Source organism: Zavarzinella formosa DSM 19928, assembly GCF_000255705.1.
GTDB classification, from domain to species: Bacteria; Planctomycetota; Planctomycetia; order Gemmatales; family Gemmataceae; genus Zavarzinella; species Zavarzinella formosa.
The window spans coordinates 50,948-69,465 of sequence record NZ_JH636442.1 but is presented as its reverse complement, the minus strand read 5'-3'; the positions used below and the strand labels follow the sequence as shown (position 1 = coordinate 69,465).

General features: G+C 60.0%; 15 protein-coding genes. 13 read left to right on the top strand and 2 right to left on the bottom strand.

Annotated elements, in window-relative coordinates:
• Nucleotides 1-138 precede the first annotated feature (138 nt).
• A complete protein-coding gene (locus tag BGIM_RS0121435; RefSeq protein ID WP_020471785.1) occupies nt 139-1,284 on the bottom strand; it encodes a GntR family transcriptional regulator in 1,146 nt (381 codons plus the stop codon).
• A 310-nt stretch (nt 1,285-1,594) separates the two neighbouring features.
• On the opposite strand from BGIM_RS0121435, the gene BGIM_RS57980 reads away from it, so the two are divergent.
• The 4 genes from BGIM_RS57980 (at nt 1,595) to BGIM_RS0121415 (ending at nt 5,862) form a co-directional block, all read left to right on the top strand.
• On the top strand, nt 1,595-2,596 hold the full coding sequence (locus BGIM_RS57980; RefSeq protein WP_020471784.1) for a DUF1559 family PulG-like putative transporter: 1,002 nt from the start codon (nt 1,595-1,597) through the stop codon (nt 2,594-2,596).
• 98 nt (nt 2,597-2,694) lie between these two features.
• Entirely contained in the window at nt 2,695-3,255 is a 561-nt protein-coding gene (locus BGIM_RS0121425; protein WP_020471783.1) for a GNAT family N-acetyltransferase, read from the top strand.
• A gap of 33 nt (nt 3,256-3,288) precedes the next feature.
• Nucleotides 3,289-4,521 carry a M16 family metallopeptidase gene (locus tag BGIM_RS0121420; RefSeq protein WP_040890016.1) on the top strand — a complete coding sequence of 411 codons (1,233 nt, stop codon included), beginning with the start codon at nt 3,289-3,291 and terminating at the stop codon, nt 4,519-4,521.
• A 99-nt stretch (nt 4,522-4,620) separates the two neighbouring features.
• The gene (locus BGIM_RS0121415) at nt 4,621-5,862 is read left to right on the top strand and encodes a M16 family metallopeptidase (protein ID WP_020471781.1); all 1,242 of its coding nucleotides are present in this window, start codon (nt 4,621-4,623) and stop codon (nt 5,860-5,862) included.
• A 243-nt stretch (nt 5,863-6,105) separates the two neighbouring features.
• On the opposite strand, the gene BGIM_RS0121410 is transcribed toward BGIM_RS0121415, so the two are convergent.
• A complete protein-coding gene (locus BGIM_RS0121410; RefSeq protein ID WP_020471780.1) occupies nt 6,106-6,804 on the bottom strand; it encodes a pirin family protein in 699 nt (232 codons plus the stop codon).
• Nucleotides 6,805-7,050: 246 nt separating this feature from the next.
• Between BGIM_RS0121410 and BGIM_RS51685 the strand changes: the two genes are divergently transcribed.
• The 9 genes from BGIM_RS51685 to BGIM_RS0121365 all read left to right on the top strand — a co-directional run bounded on the left by BGIM_RS51685 (nt 7,051) and on the right by BGIM_RS0121365 (nt 18,413).
• Nucleotides 7,051-8,598, top strand: a complete 1,548-nt coding sequence (locus tag BGIM_RS51685; protein ID WP_162136274.1) for a hybrid sensor histidine kinase/response regulator — start codon at nt 7,051-7,053, stop codon at nt 8,596-8,598.
• A gap of 56 nt (nt 8,599-8,654) precedes the next feature.
• Nucleotides 8,655-9,803, top strand: a complete 1,149-nt coding sequence (locus BGIM_RS57975; protein ID WP_157369325.1) for a metallophosphoesterase — start codon at nt 8,655-8,657, stop codon at nt 9,801-9,803.
• 206 nt (nt 9,804-10,009) lie between these two features.
• A complete protein-coding gene (locus BGIM_RS0121395) occupies nt 10,010-12,724 on the top strand; it encodes a PSD1 and planctomycete cytochrome C domain-containing protein (protein WP_020471778.1) in 2,715 nt (904 codons plus the stop codon).
• A 65-nt stretch (nt 12,725-12,789) separates the two neighbouring features.
• On the top strand, nt 12,790-13,041 hold the full coding sequence (locus tag BGIM_RS0121390; RefSeq protein WP_157369324.1) for a hypothetical protein: 252 nt from the start codon (nt 12,790-12,792) through the stop codon (nt 13,039-13,041).
• 141 nt (nt 13,042-13,182) lie between these two features.
• Nucleotides 13,183-13,443 (top strand): type II toxin-antitoxin system VapC family toxin, encoded by a 261-nt coding sequence (locus tag BGIM_RS51675; RefSeq protein ID WP_238537696.1) that lies wholly within the window; start codon nt 13,183-13,185, stop codon nt 13,441-13,443.
• Nucleotides 13,444-13,453: 10 nt separating this feature from the next.
• Nucleotides 13,454-14,854, top strand: a complete 1,401-nt coding sequence (locus tag BGIM_RS0121380; protein WP_029630248.1) for a DUF1501 domain-containing protein — start codon at nt 13,454-13,456, stop codon at nt 14,852-14,854.
• Between the two features lie 214 nt (nt 14,855-15,068).
• Nucleotides 15,069-15,476 (top strand): YidH family protein, encoded by a 408-nt coding sequence (locus BGIM_RS0121375; RefSeq protein WP_020471774.1) that lies wholly within the window; start codon nt 15,069-15,071, stop codon nt 15,474-15,476.
• Between the two features lie 29 nt (nt 15,477-15,505).
• Entirely contained in the window at nt 15,506-17,011 is a 1,506-nt protein-coding gene (locus BGIM_RS57970; RefSeq protein WP_020471773.1) for a sensor histidine kinase, read from the top strand.
• Nucleotides 16,986-18,413 (top strand): sigma-54-dependent transcriptional regulator, encoded by a 1,428-nt coding sequence (locus tag BGIM_RS0121365; protein WP_020471772.1) that lies wholly within the window; start codon nt 16,986-16,988, stop codon nt 18,411-18,413. The genes BGIM_RS57970 and BGIM_RS0121365 overlap by 26 nt, the downstream gene beginning before the upstream one ends.
• The last annotated feature ends 105 nt before the right edge of the window (nt 18,414-18,518 follow it).

Sequence of the window (18,518 nt, the reverse complement as noted above, 5' to 3'; positions counted from 1 at the left end):
GGATGTTCTGATTCGTGGACGACGCAGCTTGCGTCGTTTCAAAAGAGTGTGGCGCGAGTTTTTGAAGCGACGCAAGCTGCGTCGCCCACGATGGCGGATGATCTGCCTTAAAGTTAACAGCCAATTTCGGCCATACGTTCAGGCGGGCACAGTGCTGTCGCGGACGACCAGTATGCCGGGCAGAACCACCTTGGATGGCGGGTCGTTTGGATGGGCGATCCGGTTGGTCATGACCCGGAAGGCCGTGCGGGCGAGCGCCTCGGAAGGGTAGGTGTAGGAGGTCACCCCCAAGGCGAAGCTCTGGCCGATTGGCAGGTCGTCGCACCCGGCCACGGCCACATCACGAGGCACATTCACCCCGCGCCGGAACAGTTCCAGAATCACCCCGATGGCGACGTAGTCCTGATAGCAGATCACGCCATCCACCCCGAGGCGAATCAGCTCGGCGGCAATCCACGGGTAGGCCTCGCGGGCTTCCATCTGTTCGGGCGCGCGAATGACGCGGGGGGGCCGGCCGCCGCCGGTTGTCTCCAGGGCGTAGAGATAACCGGACAGCCGGTCGTTGTGGGCGCTGGTCGGGGAAGCGATCACGCAGGCCACGTTTTTCCGGCCCAGCCCAAGCAGGTGTTCCGTGCAGCGGAAGCCGCCGTCGTGGTGGTCGGAGGCGACGAGGTCATGATCGAGGGCGCGATTGTCGCCGCGCAAGTTGCGGTCAAGCAGCACGACGGGCAGGCCCTCGCGCCGACAGGCCGCCAGGAACCATTCGTCTTGTTCGCGGGCCGCCTCGCTCACCCGCGACGGCAGATAGAACACCCCTTCGACCCGGTTCGCCGCGAAGGCCGCGACTTTCTTGCCGATCTCGCCGACCGTCAAATCGGCGCGCACGTCCAATGATTGCAGGTCAAAGATTCCCTCTTCTTCAAGCCGCGCGAACCCAACCCTCACCACGGCCTCGGACGCGCTTTGCCACGGGCCGGGGGACATGCGGGTGACGACGGCCCAACGCCCGAGTTGCGCCGGTTCGGTGGCCGCGACCGGGCGGGTTTCAGAGGCCGCGACGTAACAGCCGGAGCGCTCTCGCGTGACGATCAATCCCTGATCACGCAACAAATGCAACGCCCGCGAGGCCGTGAACGAGGAGACTTCGTAGGCGCTGGCGATGTCGCGGACGGTCGGCACCTTCCCGGTGTTCCACTCACCGGCCCGGATGCGGTTTGCCAGTTGCTCGGAAAGATGGACGTATTTGGGACCGGATTCGACGATCAGCGGTTCTGTTTGAGACACATCGCCTCCGGAGAGTGGGGCAAAGGCATTTGCTGTGTTGGCAGATCGGATTGGTGGCTCGTTCCGCAATCTGGTGATCCAATCAATTATTTTACTGGCCTTTTTAGTTTAACGTCGAGACATCTTCCAGCAAGTCAAATCGGTCTATTTTCACCTGCATTGAATTATGATTGATACAGAACAGAACAAATCGCTCGCAACTTCATGCGATCTTAACACAGATTGTCTTGTGTTCTTCAAAGTGTGTCGGTAGCCTGTCTTGGATGAATGGCCGATCTGGCCCCCGTGTGATTTGTACAGGAGATTTGCCGTGATTAAGCGTCGATCAGGTTTCACGCTCATCGAATTGCTGGTGGTGATCGCCATTATTGCGATTCTGATCGGGCTGCTGCTGCCCGCTGTTCAGAAGATCCGCGAAGCCGCGAATCGCATGAAGTGTCAGAACAACCTCAAGCAAATCGGCCTGGCCGTCCACGGCTACCACGACAACTTCCAAGCGATGCCCAACGCCGCCAATTACACGTCGACCTATTCCCCCTACGGCGGCACGGCGGCCAACGGCGCCGGCAACACCTCCGCAGACGGGGCGGCCGGGACTTGGATGGTGCATATCCTCCCCTTCATCGAACAGGGGACCATTTATAAAGCCATGTTCACGCCCACCACCGCGGACATTTACAACGGGTTCATCCCCGGCACTTCGAATTATTATTGGTACCAATACTCATCCAACGCCTATGCCGGCGGCGTGGGTGGCGGGAACACGGTGATCAAAACGTACATTTGCCCTTCCGATTCCTCGCTGGCCGGTAGCACAGCGACGGTTTCCGGTTATGTCTGGGGCATGAGCAATTACGCCGCCAACGTCATGGTGATGGACGCGACCGCTCCCAAGGCCCTGACGAATTCGATGACGGACGGCCTCTCCAACACGATCATGATCGGCGAACATTACCAGAATCAGGGCACCAACAGCAGTTGGGCCTTCCTCAACACGTTCCACGGACCTTTCGGAAGCCCGGGCTTTGGCTGGTACTCGGCCGGTTACACGGCGGTGTACGGGCAAGGCCAGAACACCGATTTCTCAGATAATTCGAGCAACCCCTCGTCACCGACATCCACGAGCACTCTCTTCCAAGTCAACCCGGCGCCCTCGAAGGCGATTTCAAAAGTGTTGCAAAGCCCCCACTCCGTCTTGGTGGTCGGCCTGGGCGACGGAAGCGTGCGGACCGTTGCCGCCGGCATCGCGCCCGCGACCTGGATCGCCGCCTGTCAACCGGGCGACGGAAACGTTCTCGGGGCCGGTTGGTAAGAGCCGGGCACTCACTTTTGTTTCTCCCGCCTCCGGCAGCTTCTTTACTGGTTCCCCCCAAATGGTTACGATGAACCGATCATCGGGGGAACCGCATCATGGCCACGTTGTTTCGCAATTACGTGAAACGCTTTCGGATGCACCGGGCTGTTGCCGGGTGGCTTCCGGAAGTGACGCTTCCCGCCGGTTTCGTTCTGCTGCCGTGGGATGAATCGCACATGATTCCGCATGCGGACATCACCGCCCGCACATTCCGCACAACCATTGACGCTCGTCTTTTTCCAAATCTTGGCCGGTATGAAAGCTGTCTGGATCTGATGCGGGTCATCTCGTCTCATTCAGATTTCATTCCCGAATCCACCTGGCTGATTCGGTATCAAACGGAATATGTCGCGTGCATTCAGGCTCTCGGGCAGCCGGGGGGCACGGGCGTGATCCAAAATGTGGCGGTTCATCCCGGTTTTCAGGGGCACGGGCTTGGAAAAGTCCTGTTACTGGGCGCGATGACCGGATTTCGATCACACAAAATGCGGGAAGCCCGGCTGGAGGTCTCCGCGAAGAACGACCGGGCCGTCCGGTTGTATCACGGATTTGGCTTTCAGCAGATGAAGACGATCTATCGGGAGACCCAAACCGAGCCTTCGGACTACACTATCTGAATGGTCGGCGGTTTACCCCGGAGCGAGGAATCAGTGGCGCAGGAAATCTACACGCATCAGCTTCCCAACGGAATGACCCTTCTCGCGGATCGGATGCCTCATGTGCGGTCGGTCGCGTTTGGCTTTCTCGTCCCCGCCGGGGCCGCCTACGATCCGGCCGGGAAATTCGGCCTCGCCACTCTGGCGACCGACCTCCTCACCCGCGGCGCCGGTGACCGCGACAACCGGCAACTCTCGGATGCTCTCGACAACCTCGGCGTGGACCGGGGCGAATCGGCCGGGACGATGAACGTCCAGCTTTCCGGGGCCACCATTTCACGGAATCTGCTTCCTACCCTGGCCATCTATTCGGATATATTGCGCCGACCTCGGCTGCCGGAGTCGGAACTGGATGCCGCCAAGGCCCTGAGTCTTCAGGACATCCAATCGACCGAAGACGAACCGCAGCGCAAGGTGATGCTCGAACTGCGCAAACGCTATTACCCCGACCCGTTGAGCCGGGACAATCGTGGCCTTGCCGACGATGTGAACGCCGTCACCATCGCCGATATTCACCGGCATGTCGAAACGTATTTCCAGCCGAAGGATGTGATTCTCTCCATCGCCGGTGATTTCGACTGGCCGACACTCAAGGGGGAGATCGAAAAGCTCTATGGCGACTGGAAAAGCTCCCCGCGAACACCGCCGGTGATCGGTTCGCACATGCCCTCCTCGGGGCATATTGAAAAAGACATCGAGCAAACGCAAATCGCCATCGCCTTCCCGAGCATCCCGACGAGCGACCCGGAGGCATACAACGTTCGCGGGGCCGTCGGCGTGCTGTCGCAGGACATGAGTTCCCGTCTGTTCAGCAACGTGCGGGAGAAGCACGGGCTTTGCTATTCGGTGTACGCCAGCTACGAATCGCACCGAGACCGCGGCACGATCATCGGCTATGCCGGGGCCAAGCCGGAACTGGCCCAAGAAACGCTCGACCGCACTCTCGCCGAGTTTCGCCAACTCAAAGACGGCATCTCCGAGGAAGAACTGGACCGCGTGAAGATCGGCCTGAAATCAGCCCTCATCATGCGGCAAGAATCCACCGGCGGCCGCTCCAGCGTCCTCTCGGCCGACTGGTACTATCTCGGCCGCATCCGCCCGCTCGACGAAATTCAGGCCGCCGTCAACGGGTTGACCGTGAACAAGATCCTTGGGTACCTCGAACGACACCCGATGCAGGACTTCACGGTGGTGACGTTGGGGCCGAGCGGGCTGATTGTAAGGTGATTTGTCTTGCTCCCCCTTCCTTCTTAGGGAAGGGGGAGCAAGAGGGTGTTGATCTAAGTCCGTGTGATTGTCTTAATTCCCTGTCTTTTGAGAGCCGAGATGCCCTTCCACCATCAAACCCTTGCCAACGGCCTGACCATCCTGGGCGAATCGAATCCAGCCGCGTTGTCGGTGGCGGTTGCCTTTTGGGTGAAGACCGGGTCGCGGGACGAGCAACCGGCCGAATCCGGCGTGTCGCACTTCCTCGAACACATGGTGTTCAAAGGGACCGAACGGCGTAACGCTTATACTGTCAACCGGGATTTCTCGGTGATCGGAGCCGACAACAACGCCTGGACCTCCGAGGAAAACACGGTGTTTCATGCCGTCGTCTTGCCGGAGTTTTTGCCGCAACTGGTGGACGTGCTGGCCGACATCATGCGGCCCTCGCTGCGAACCGAAGATTTCGACACCGAGAAAAAGGTGATCCTCGACGAGATCGTGCGGTACGAGGTGCAACCTGGCTGGGCGAGTTTTGATCTGGCCCGCAAGAACTTCTACGGCAGCCATCCGCTCGGCAACAGCGTGCTGGGCACTTCCGAGAGCATCACGGCCCTCAAGCAAACGCAGATGCTCGACTATTTCCAACGCCGCTACGGGGCGTCGAACATCGTCGCCGTGGCGACCGGCAATTTCGACTTTGCCGAGTTTTCCAAACTTGTGAAGGCGCGATGCGAGAGTTGGCCCTCCGGAATCACCGGCCGGGGCAACCGCACCGAGACGCCGGGACAAGGGGGGCTGCACATGCTCGCCAAGCCGCCGGAAAAGGTGTCCCAGCAATACATGACGCTGATCGCCCCCGGACCGGCCGCGAATTCCGAATTGAGTTATGCCGCCGCCGTGCTGGCCACGGCCGTCGGCGATTACTCCGGCAGCCGCATGTATTGGGCGCTGACCGACCCCGGCCTCGCCGACGAAGCCGGCATGGGCATGGACGAATGCGACGGGGCCGGTGCCTATTGCACCTCCTTCAACGGCGACCCGGAGAACGCCCCGGAATGCTTCGGCATTGTCCAAGACCTGCTTCACGAAGTGCAGCGCACCGGACTGACTCAAGCCGAGTTTGAGCAGGCAAAAACGAAAATCCTCTCCCGCGAACTCCGCGCGGGCGAACGCTCCAGCCGACGAATGCTGACGGTGGCCAAAGATTGGGTCTACCGAGACATGTACCGAACGGTGGACGACGAAATGAAGTCATGGGACGCGGTGACGATGAACGACATCCGGGCGGTGCTGGACAAGTATCCGTTGACCAACCAGACCGTGACGGGTTATGGGCCGTTGTCGACTATCGAGGGATAAAGCCGAGAAGAAAGCGAAAGAGAAGAGTTCACGCAAAGCTCGCAAAGGGGACGCAAAGTTCGCCAAAGTTGTCAAAGCCCCGTGTCGATTATCTCCCCCCGCATGACTGATGAAATTTTTATTTATCATCAATGACGCGGGGGCGAGCGTTTGCCACTGGGCAATGACAACTTTGGCGAACTTTGCGTCCCCTTTGCGAGCTTTGCGTGAACTCTTCTCTTTCGCTTTCTTCTCAACTTTTCGTTACTTCAGGTCAAACACCAGTGTTTCGCCACTGGTCACGCCGGTGAGTTCCATCTTCGATTCGTCCGTGATGGCGGCTCCGTCGCCTTCCTTGAGAATCTGCCCGTTCAGGCAGACCGAACCGGTGGCGACTTGCACCCACCCGGAGCGGCCGGGTTCAAAGGTGTGCGTCACCGTTTGTTCCGGCAACAGAGCGGCGGCGAACAGGTCCGCGTTTTGGGCCATGCTGATCGAACCATCGCGACCGGTACGGGAGGCGACCAGTTTCAACTGGCCGATCCGTTCGGCGGCGGGGAACGATCGTTGGTCATAACCAGGGACCAACCCGCGAGCTTCCGGGAAGATCCAAATCTGAAGCAAACGAACCGCCTCGGTCGGAGACGGGTTGAATTCGCTGTGGAAAATTCCCGTGCCGGCGGTCATCCGTTGCAGGTCCCCGGCCCGGATCACAGACCCGGTTCCGAGGCTGTCCTTGTGTTCAAGGGCGCCTTCCAGCACCCACGTCACGATTTCCATGTCGCGGTGCGGGTGCGTCGGAAAACCGCCGCCGGGGGCGACGCGGTCATCATTAATCACGCGGAGTGTGCGGAATCCCATGTTCGCCGGATCGCGATATTCTCCAAAGGAAAAGGAGTGTCGGCTGTCCAGCCAGCCAAAATCAGTCACGCCTCGGGCGTTGGCGGGTCGAATGGTGATCATCGGAACCTCCTTTCAATAAATATGTTGGTTCACGATCGAGTCATTCGATCTGTTTTACCGCCATCCGTGAGAACCCTTACAATGGCGGGTGACATCAAAGATTGTGTGAATGTCGTCGGCGGGTAACTCAACCCCCGGATCGCCGAATCGGACGAAGTGGGCCTCCCTCTGCTTGTTCCGATTCAAATTGGCGGTTATAATTGCTGACGGACCATTCGTTACCCCGAGATGGAAAGCGGGCACGGCGTGAGCGATCCCCTGCCAATGAACGGCCTCCCGATGGCCGACGCGGGCAATCACCTTCAGCGAGCCGAGCAAATCGTCGGTTCGCTGGACAAGGGCCTCGCCGTGCTGTCGGCCGATCTGATCGTGCGATGGGCCAACAATCCCTTCCGCGAATGGTGTCCGGCTGAGCCGACGGGCCTGTCGTTTTTCGACGCCCTCAACACACCCGATGAAGACCGTCTCGGGGATCACGCCTTTCACACCGCCCTCGCCGGCCAGCCCTGTTGTTTCCGGCTCAATCATAATAATCGTTTCCTGGATGTCACCGTCTCCCCGATCCGCGAGAACGGCCGGGTGATTGAACTCGTCGCAATGGCTGACGATGTGACCTCGGCCGTCGCCCGACAGCAAAAACTCAACGCCCTCTACAAAGCCGGCCAAGAACTCGACGCCCTTGACCCGGATCAACTCGCGGAAATGAACGTCCTGTGCCGGGTCGAACTGTTGAAGGTCAACCTCCGGCGCTACATTCATGACCTGCTGCGTTACAACGTGATCGAGATTCGCCGGCTGGAACCCAAGACCGGCCGGTTGATTCCGCTGTTGGAAGAGGGGATGATTCCCGAGGCGGCCCAACGGGCGTTGTTCGCCCGCGAGCACGGCAACGGGGTCACCGGCTATGTGGCGGCCACCAAGAAGTCTTACCTGTGCGCGGACACGGCCCACGACCCGCATTACATCGAAGGTTCGGTCGGGGCCAAATCGTCCATGACCGTGCCGCTGGTGTTCAATGATGAACTCGTGGGAACCTTCAATGTCGAAAGCCCGGAAGTCAACGCTTTCGGCGCCGAGGAACTTCAGTTCACCGAACTCTTCTCCCGCGAACTGGCTCGTGCCCTGCACACCCTGAATCTTCTCGATGCCCAAGAAGCATGCGCGGCGGCCGGTGTCGTCGAACAAGTTCACCGCGAAATCGCCCTTCCGGCCGATGATCTACTTTCGGTGACCAGCAACTTGTTGGAGAAGATCTCCAACCAACCGGAATTTGCCGACGCCCTGCGGCGGATCGTCGGCGACCTTCGCAAGATCAAACTGGCGGTTCACAATATCTTCGAGGAAGTCGCCCGGCAGAATGCCGTGCCGATGGACCCCAAGCTCGCCGGTCTGCGGGTTCTTGTGGTGGACGGCGACGAACGCATCCGCCGCAGCGCCCACACCATCCTCGAACGGCAAGGGTGTTTGGTCGATGCCGCCACCACGGCGACGGACGGCATTGCGATGGCCAAAGTGTCCACCTACGACGCGGTCCTCTGCGCGATCAAGCACAAGGACATGGGCGGGACTGCCGCCTATCGGTCGTTGGTGAAGGCGGTTCCGTTGGGCCGGGTGATTCTCACGCAAGGTTTTGAATACGACGGCGGCCACACCATCGTGAACGTCAAGCACGACGGTTACTGGCTGCCGATTCTCTTCAAGCCATATCAAGAGCCAAAACTATTCGCCGCCCTCACCTGCCCTGCCCCGGCGAATGTGCCGGCCCCGGCCGAGCCGATGGCGACCGCCTCATAACCGGGTTCCCCGCCTCCATCCATGAAGCAAAGCAATCACCGCACGGCGAATCATCCGTGTTAGGTTTCCTCCTGTTCATGATCGCCTGGGTTGGCCACGGCTACTGGCTGATGGTCACGCTCAACATGATCTATTCCCGGCCGTTCCACCGCTCTTTCCTGCGGACGCTTCGCAAGATTTACGGCCTCTTCCTCGTCATTGGCCCGCTTGCTTTCGGAATCCTCGTCGGCTTCGACCTGCTCGCGAACATTGATCGGGCCGCCGGGGAACCGTGGGTTTGGGGGCCGTTGGGTTACATGCTGGCGTGCGCCGTCCTCGGCGGCGTCTGGTTCCCCTTGGTCACGCTGTGGCGACTGACCCGGCGAAACCCGGCGGCGGTTCTGGAAGAGAAGACCACCATGTTCGACGTGGAGGTGGAGTTGGGCCGCCGCCCGGTCGGGGATGGCAAGCACAAGCATGTGGCCGAGTGGTCATTCAACGGCATCTTCCAGGTGGAATTCACCACCTTGCGTCTCAAACTGCCGGACCTGCCGCCCGCTTGGCGCGGGTTGACGATCCTCCACTTGAGCGACCTGCACCTCTTCGGCACGCCGGATCTAATCCATTATCAAATGCTAATGCGTCGATGTATGGCCGACGGCAAGCCGGATCTTGTTGTCTTGAGCGGGGACATCATCGACGACGGCAAATACCTCGACTGGATCGCCCCCATCCTCGGCGAACTGTCTTGGAACATCGCGGCCGTTGCCATCCTCGGCAATCATGATTGGTGGCAGGACGCCGACGCCGTGCGAGAGCGGATGAAAGCCTGTGGCTTCCGCATCCTCAGCAACACTTCGGAAGTAATCGACGTGCGCGGGCTTCCCCTCGTTGCCGTGGGACACGAAGGCCCGTGGTTCCGGCCGGGGCCGAACGTGTCGGCGTTGCCCGAGGGCTTCCGGTTGCTGGTCAGCCATTCCCCGGACAACATCGGCTGGGCCAGACGCCACAACTTCCAACTGATGCTCTCGGGACACAATCACGGCGGGCAAATCCGCATCCCGGTCGTCGGATCGATGTTTGTGCCAAGCTGGCACAGCCGGAAATACGACATGGGAACCTTCGACGAACCGCCAACCGTGCTGCATGTGAACCGGGGCATCGCCGGGAAAGAGCCGATCCGGTTTCGCTGCCCGCCGCAAATCACCCGAATTGTGTTGGAGTGAAGAGAACTTGGCTCCGGTTTTCAGATTGAGTTCCCGGCGAATTCGATTGCGGGGCCTGTTGGGCCGGGTTATTCTCATTCAAACAATATCAATCAGTGATATTGTTGATTGGTCAAACACCAGCCTGATGAGCGTGGTAGAATAATATTTCCCGCCAGCGCCCGCTCGCCCGCTTCCTGCGGCAATAGATTCACGAGAAACTCTCCATGAACCAGCGTGGGTTATTCTTGGTTCTTGCCTTGGCGTTCATCAACTTCCACGAAGCCGGTTTCGCTCGCGCCCAAGACAATCGCGCGGGCATTGAGTTTTTTGAAAAGAAGATCCGGCCGGTGTTGATCGAACATTGTTATCAATGCCATTCGGATGATGCCAAGAAAAGCAACAAGCTCAAGGCCAAATTGTTTTTGGACAGTTCGGCAATGCTTCTGAAAGGGGGCGAAAGCGGCCCCGCCGTCGTGCCGGGGAAGGCGGGAGAGGGAACCTTGCTCAAGGCCCTTCGCCACGCGGGCGACATCAAGATGCCCCCCAAGGGGAAACTGCCGGAAACTGTTTTGGCCGATTTCGAGACATGGGTGAAAGCGGGCGCGGCGATGCCGGAGGCCGCCAAATCGGCGCCGGTGGCCAAGGAGACGGATTGGAACAAAGCCCGGCAATTCTGGGCGTTTCAACCACCCGTCAAATCCCCGGCGCCCAAGGTCAACGACACCGCCTGGCCGCTGAAAGAGATCGATCGCTTTATTTTGGCCGAGTTGGAAAAGCGTCAGCTCAAACCCGTCGGCCCGGCCGGCAAGCGAGAACTGTTGCGCCGGGCGACCTTCGACCTGACCGGCCTGCCGCCAACGCCGGAGGAGATGGATGAATTCCTGAAGGATGAATCTCCGGCCGCTTATTCCAAAGTCGTTGAGCGTCTGCTGGCTTCCCCGCATCACGGGGAACGCTGGGCGCGTTACTGGCTGGACATCTCGCGTTATGCCGAGGACAAGGCGCTGGCGTTTGTGAACACCCGGCCCCATGCGTATCGCTATCGCGATTGGGTCGTGCAGGCGTTGAACAACGACATGCCGTATGATCGCTTCCTGAAATTGCAGTTGGCCGGCGATTTGTTGGCCGAGCCGGAACCGGATGCGTTCGTGAAGATGGCCGGGCTTGGTTTCCAAGGATTGGGGGCCGAGTATCATCGCGGTTCGGTTGCCCCGCAGGTGATGGCCGACGAACTGGATGATCGGGTGGACACATTGACCCGCGGCCTCCTCGGGCTGACCGTCGCCTGCGCCCGTTGCCACGATCACAAGTACGACCCGATCCCGACGCGCGATTATTATTCTCTCGCGGCGGCCTACAACGGAGCCGATCTTGTTGAGAAACCGCTGGTCGAAACGTCGGTCTTTGAAAAATTCAAAGCATGGGAAAAACAGACCAAAGAGGCCGATGAGAAATTGAATCAGTGGTTGAAAGAGCAGGCCCGCGAAGTGGCGAAGCCAGCGGTGAACGATGCTGGAAAGTATCTGCTGACAGCCTGGCAGGTGCAAGTCTCCCGGCGCAACAAGTTGACGCCCGATCTTGCCGCTGTGGCGAAAGGCGAGTCGTTGAACCCGTTGTTTCTGGAGCGGGTCGTCAACTTCCTAGAGCAAGGTAAATTCGACAAGCTCGACCCGGCGCTGATGTCTTGGATTACGGCAGCCAAGAAGGCGAGTGAAACCGCCCGTGTTGAACAGAACAAGGTGATCGTGCCGGACGTTTTGAAACAGGCGACCGAAGTCTTGCAAGGGGCGATCCGCTCGGCGCTTCCGCAGGCCGCCGCCAAAGAGCCGCCGTCGTTGTTAAAGGCGCTCTGGCTGAATCCGAACACGCTGTTCTTTGTCAGCGACAAGGAACTCACGCCGCTCTTGTCCGATGCCGCTCAAAAGGAACTGGCCCAACGCAAAGCGGACATCGAACGACTCAAGAAAGAGGCAGTACCGGTGCCGCCGATGGGGCACGTCATCGCCGGGGGCGGGGCCGCGATGCGGATCAATATCCGGGGCAACGTCGAGCGACTCGGGGAACCGGCGCCCCCCGGTTTCCTGCGTGTTCTCTCGTCATCGGCCAATGGCCCGGCCGGTAAATTCACGCGGTTGGAACTGGCGAACGTCATCGCTTCGTCCAAGAATCCACTGACGGCGCGCGTCATCGTCAATCGCGTCTGGCATTATCATTTCGGCCGGGGGATCGTCGGCACGACGAGCAACTTCGGCGCCCTCGGCGACCGGCCGACCCACCCCGAACTGCTCGATACGCTGGCCGTGCGCTTCATGGAAAGCGGCTGGTCCCTTCGCTGGCTGCACCGCGAAATCATGCTGTCGCGGGCGTATCAACTGAGCGGCACCGGTTCGCCATCCAATGCCGAACGCGACCCGGAGAACCAATACCTCTGGCGTCATACGCCGCAACGGCTCGACTTTGAATCCTGGCGGGATTCCTGGCTCGCCGTCTCCGGCCGGCTTGATCGCACGCGCGGCGGCCTGTCGCTAGACTTGAACCAAGCCGACAATGTTCGCCGCACACTTTACGCGAAGATCAGCCGCGTGCAGCCGAACGCCCTGCTGGTGCTTTTCGATTTCCCCGACGCCAACGTGACGAGCGACCGCCGCAGTGTGACCACCGTTCCCCAACAACAACTCTTCGCGCTGAACAGCGACTTCACCATCGGGACCGCCAAGGCATTTGCCAAACGCCTCGAAGCCGCCGCCCCAAAAGAAGAGGACCGCCTCGCCCTCGCCTTCCGGCTGGCGTATGGCCGAGTTCCGTCGAAAGAAGAAAAGATCGCCAGTGAAGAGTTCCTCAGGGAAGCTCGGGCACCCAAGCCGACAGATCGCCTGACGGCATGGGAACAGTTCGCCCACGCGATCCTGGCGTCGAATGAGTTTCAGTGGGTGGATTAAAGAAAACCGGGCAATCGACGACTTGTGTCGTGGTAAAATACAGGAAGCAAACGAAGGCGATCATCATGAAAAAAATCATCACCACTCATGTCGGCGACAATGGTGTTTTGAACGTCTCGATGCCCTTCAGCATGGAAAGCGCCCGCAAGGCTGTGCGGGTCACGGTTGAGACTTTGGAGGAGCCGGCCTCGTCCGTCCTCCCCGCCGACCGGGATTCTTGGCTGCGGTTTATCGAACGAACCGTCGGCTCGGTTATCGATCCCACTTTTGAACGACATCCCCAAGGTGAATTGGAAGAGCGAGAGACATTCGCGTGAAGTATCTGCTCGACACAAACACTTGTGTGCAGTATCTGCGATACGGAACCTCCTCTCCCGTCACCGGGCGGTTGGCGGCTGCGAATCCTCGGAGATGTGGTGTTATGCTCGGTGGTTGTGGGTGAACTGCTTTTCGGAGCAATGCGGAGCAAAAATGTCCCCAAAAATCTTGCGGCCGTGAAAGCTTTTTGCGCGGGATTTCTGTCTTTGCCGTTTGATGATTTGAGTGCGGAAGAATATGCCAAGGTGCGGGCCGATCTGACTTCAAAGGGAATGATCATCGGGCCGAATGATTTGCTGATCGCCGCAATCGCTTTGGCGAACGGATTGATATTGGTCACGCATAACACCGCCGAGTTCGTCCGGGTTGCCGGTTTGACGCTGCAAGACTGGCAGATTTGAGAGAAACAAAATGCAATGTGCCTCTCCCGTTTCGCGTCGTGACATGCTGGCCGCCTGCGGGGCCGGGTTCGGCATGATTGGCCTCGCCGGGATGTTGGGGGCCGAGGCGCCGGCATCCGGGGCGCTGGCGCCGAAGACGCCGCATTTTCCGGCCAAGGCGAAGCACATCATTCATGTGTATATGAACGGCGGCCCGTCGCAGGTGGACACGTTCGACCCGAAACCAGCACTGGCCAAGCACGCCGGTCAGCGGCCGGCGAGCATCACCGGGCTGAAGACGGAGAACGGCACCTTGGGGCTAAAGCCCTCGCCGTTCAAGTTCACCAAACACGGCCAATCCGGGTTGGAAATCAGCGAAATTTATCCGCACGTCGCCCAGCACGCCGACGAGTTGTGCGTCATCCGCTCGATGTACACGGACATCCCCAACCATGAACCGTCGATGTTCATGATGAACAGCGGCCACCTGCAAGCCCTGCGGCCAAGTTACGGTTCTTGGATGGTCTATGGCCTCGGCACCGAGAACCAAAACTTGCCGGGGTACATCGTCCTGAGTCCCGGTCTGCCGGTGAACGGGGCGGCCAACTGGAGCAGTCGGTTTCTGCCGGGGATTTATCAGGGCTGCCACATCAATTTGCCGGTCGGCTACGATCCGCGAACCGTGTTGCCGTTCCTGCAAAACCAGCACCTCGGGCGGGACAGTCAGCGCCGGCAACTGGACTTCACTCAGCGGCTCAACACGCTCCATGCCGATCAGCGCAACCATGATCCCTTGTTGGATGCCCGCATCGCCTCGATGGAGATGGCGTTCCGAATGCAAACGGCCGCGCAGGAGGCGTTCGACCTGAATCAAGAATCGAACCGGACCCGCGAAATGTACGGCATCAACGGCAAAGGGGGCGACGTGTTCGCCAGCAATTGCCTGCTGGCCCGGCGATTAGTCGAGCGGGGCGTGCGGGCCGTGCAGATTTACACCGGCACCGGCCAGCCTTGGGACACCCACTCCAACAACGACGCCCAGCACCGCCAACTGGCGCTCGGCACCGATCAAGCCATCGGGGGGTTGCTCGGGGATTTGAAGCAACGCGGATTACTGGACGAAACCATCGTCCTCTGGGGTGGCGAGTTCGGCCGCACTCCGGCCTCGCAGGGTGGCGACGGCCGGGACCACAATCATTGGGGCTTTTCCCTTTGGGTCGCCGGCGGCGGCTTTCGCGGCGGCATGGCCTACGGGGCGACCGACGAATTCGGCTACCGGGCCGAGGAGAAACGCACCCATGTCCATGACCTGCACGCCACCATTCTCCATCTGATGGGCCTCGACCACGAAAAGCTGACCTACCGCTACAGCGGCCGCGACCACCGGCTAACCGACGTGAGCGGTGTCGTGATGAAAGACATCCTTGCGTGACAGAGTTCTTCAAGAGCCCCTCTACGTCGGCGGCGGCTCTTGAGATCATCCGAGCATCATGCCGACAAGCCGAACATTTCTCGCGTTTTCAACGTGAACTTCCTGAAACTCGACCGCGTGCGAGCATCGATCAGATCGCCTCCCAGACTCGCACATCCTCCAGTGGCCTATCATGGTTGCACCGTCTCCTGATTGATTTTCAAGAAAGCCCGAAATGGATGCCAAGACCGACAATCAGCCTTTGACTAGCAAAACGCCCCCCGATCCTCGCGTGCGCTTTGCTGCCGAGCGGACATTGCTGGCGTGGATTCGGACCGGCGTGTCCATGATGGGGTTTGGGTTTGTCGTCGCCCGGTTTGGCTGGTTTCTTCGAGAATTCGCGGCCCAAGAGCGGCATGATGTGCCTCATGCCGGGTGGTCGTTGGGCATCGGTGTCGGGTTGATCGGCCTCGGGGTGGTTGTCAACGTGTTGGGCGGGTTGGAGCATGGCCGTTTCCTGAAGCGGCATGATCGAGGCGAGGAATATCAGCCGCCGACGTGGTCGTTGGGAATGGTGGTTTCAATCGTGGTCGCCGCATTGGGCATCCTCATGGCCGCCTATCTGGTGACCTTGTCCGCCTGATTCGCGGATCGTCTTTGGGAAGACCTCCGATGATCTTTCAACGTCGCCTGTTCATTCATGTGACTCTGCCGGCCCTGGTCATCAGTCTGTCGCTCGGGGCGGTGTGCGTGCTTGGCATCCGGTCGCTGAACCGGCTGCAGGCCGACCGGGTTCGGCTGCTGGTGCGGGATGTGGCGAGCTTGCAGTCTGCCCAAGAGTTACAACTCCGACTGCGGCAGGTGCGCATTCATAGTTTCGTGTACATTATGGACCCTGGTCCGGCCCGGCAGGCGGTGTTGAACGAGGACCATGCGCAGTTCGATGCGGCCCTGTCCAGGGCGAAGGATGCGGCCGACGAACCAGAGGTGCGCCGGTTGATTTCGGTGATCGAAGAGGGATATCGCCGGTACCGCGCCGATATCGACGACCCGAACCGGCGGCCGAGGGCCAATGCTCCGTTGGCCGAGTACCTCGCGTGGTCCGATGGCCATCCGATGAGTCCGCTGATGGTCCCGGCCGAAGAGGTGATCCGGTTAAACCGGCGATCCATGTCTGTCACGGCTGATCAGAATGACGAATTGACTCGGCAAACCCGCTGGATGCTGGTGCTGCTCGGAATCTTGGGGCCGCTCGCCGGCCTTGTCGGCGGCATGGGGGTGGCGTGGGGGTTGAGCCGTTCGTTCACGCAATTGCGACTTCGGATTCAGGATGCCCGCGAACAACTCGATCAGGAAATCGGCTCCGTTCAAGTGACGGCCGACGGGGATTATCGCCAGCTCGACCGGCAAATGGAAATCGTCTCCGACCGGGTGCGGGCCATCGTCGAACAGGTCCAGCAGCAGCGACAGGAAATCTCGCGGGCCGAGCAATTGGCGGCCGTCGGGCAACTGGCGGCCGGGGTGGCCCATGAGGTCCGCAACCCGCTGACCGGGGCGAAGATTTTGATTGAAGCCGCCTTGCTGCCGAACGGGCATCATCAATTAACCGCCGACGAATTGCGGATGATTTTGGCCCAAATTCAACGAGTGGAGCGCACAGTGTCCGGCTTGCTCAATTTCGCGCGGCCGACGAAGTCCTCCCGCCGCCGGACGGATCTGGCCGAGTTGGCCCGGCAGGGGATCAATTCCTTGCGAGCGCAGGCCCGCGAACGTAATGTTCGTTTGGAAGAAGAACTGCCTGCCGGTCCCGTCCGGGTGTTTGTCGATCCGGACCAGTTGTTGTCCTTGTTCACCAATGTCGTGCTGAACGCCATTGAGGCGACTCCCCCTAGCGGGAGCGTCCGGGTTCGGTTGCGGGCGTTGCCGAATTGTATGATGGGGTTGACCGTCCAGGATGACGGACCGGGCATCGACCCGGAAATGGCCGACCGTCTGTTTCTCCCCTTTGCCACCGGAAAACCCGCCGGGAATGGCTTGGGATTGTATGTCGCCCGACGGATCGCCGAGGACCACGGGGGCACGCTCGCGGGGGAAAACAACCCCGAGGGGGGCGCCCTCTTCACCCTGACGCTCCCGCTATCGGAGGAAGATCATGCCCCGGCTCTTGGTGGTCGATGACGAACCGATGATCTGTTATTCGCTGCAAAAAGTGTTCTCCAGCGAGACCACGGAGGTCATCACGGCGGGGACGCTTGCCGAGGCCCGCGAAAAATATCTCCGCGAACACCCGGATGTACTGGTCCTCGATCTGCAACTTCCCGATGGTTGTTCGTTGAAATTGTTCGATGAAATCCGTGCCCGCGATCCCAAGCGGCCGGTGATCTTTCTGACCGCCCACGGCACCGCCGACACGGCCATCGAAGCCATGAAGCACGGGGCCTTTGACTATCTCATCAAGCCAGTTGACTTGGCGAAGCTCAGTTCATTGCTGCCGATGGCATTCGAGGCCGCCCGGTTGATGGATGTGCCCGCCATTTTGCCGACCGATCCCGGCGGGGACCGCATCATCGGCCGCAGTCAGGTCATGCAGGAGATGTGCAAATCCATCGGCCGGTTGGCTGGGCAGGAAGTCAACGTGCTGATCTTGGGTGAGAGCGGCACCGGCAAAGAATTGATCGCACGCGCGTTGTATCAACACAGCCGCCGGGCCAACCGGCCGTTTCTGGCCATTAATTGCGCGGCAATGCCGGAAAACCTCGTGGAAAGCGAGCTATTCGGCCACGAACAGGGAGCCTTCACCGGAGCCGACCGGCAGCGGATTGGCAAGTTTGAGCAATGCGACGGTGGCACACTGCTATTGGACGAAGTGGGCGACATGACACTCGCCACGCAAGCCAAGATGCTGCGATTGCTTCAGGAACAGCAGTTTGAACGGGTCGGCGGGAATCAATTGCTCACGACGCGAGTGCGGATTCTGGCGGCCACCAATCGCAATCTGGAAGAACTGATCGCCGACGGAAAATTCCGGGCCGATCTGTATTACCGACTCAAGGCGGTGACCATCCGGGTTCCCCCGTTGCGGGATCGCCGGGAGGACATCCCGGAACTGGCGCATCACTTTCTGTATCAATATGCCCGCGAGTTGAACCGGGACATCCGGGGTTATTCCCCAGAGGCTCTGAACCGGTTGCAACAATATTCGTGGCCGGGCAATGTCCGGGAATTGCAGGGGGTCATTCGGGAGGCAATTCTGGCCGCCGTCGGGCACACAATGTTGCCGGAACATCTCCCGCCGACGTTCGGCGGCCAAGCGGTGGTGCCCGTGTCCCCGCCATCGAACACGCTGGATGTGGTCGCCCGCATTGAACAACTGTTCACCGCCGGGGCGACGAATATTTACAGCGAAGTGATCGCCGATGTCGAACGCGAATTGTTGATTCAGGCATTGAAGCGAACCCACGGGCATCAGGCCCAGGCGAGTGACCTGCTCGGCATCAACCGCACCACCCTCCGCACCAAACTCCGGGATTTGGGGATCACGCTCGACAAGGTCGTCGCCAATCGGCCGGCCGGCGAATGACACGGTGAATCTCTCGCCGCGACGGTGTGACTTTCACCGTTCTCCGTGGCAGCCAAGATGGCAGACGTCTATTTTTACCGCGAAAACGCTGTCATATAATTGTTG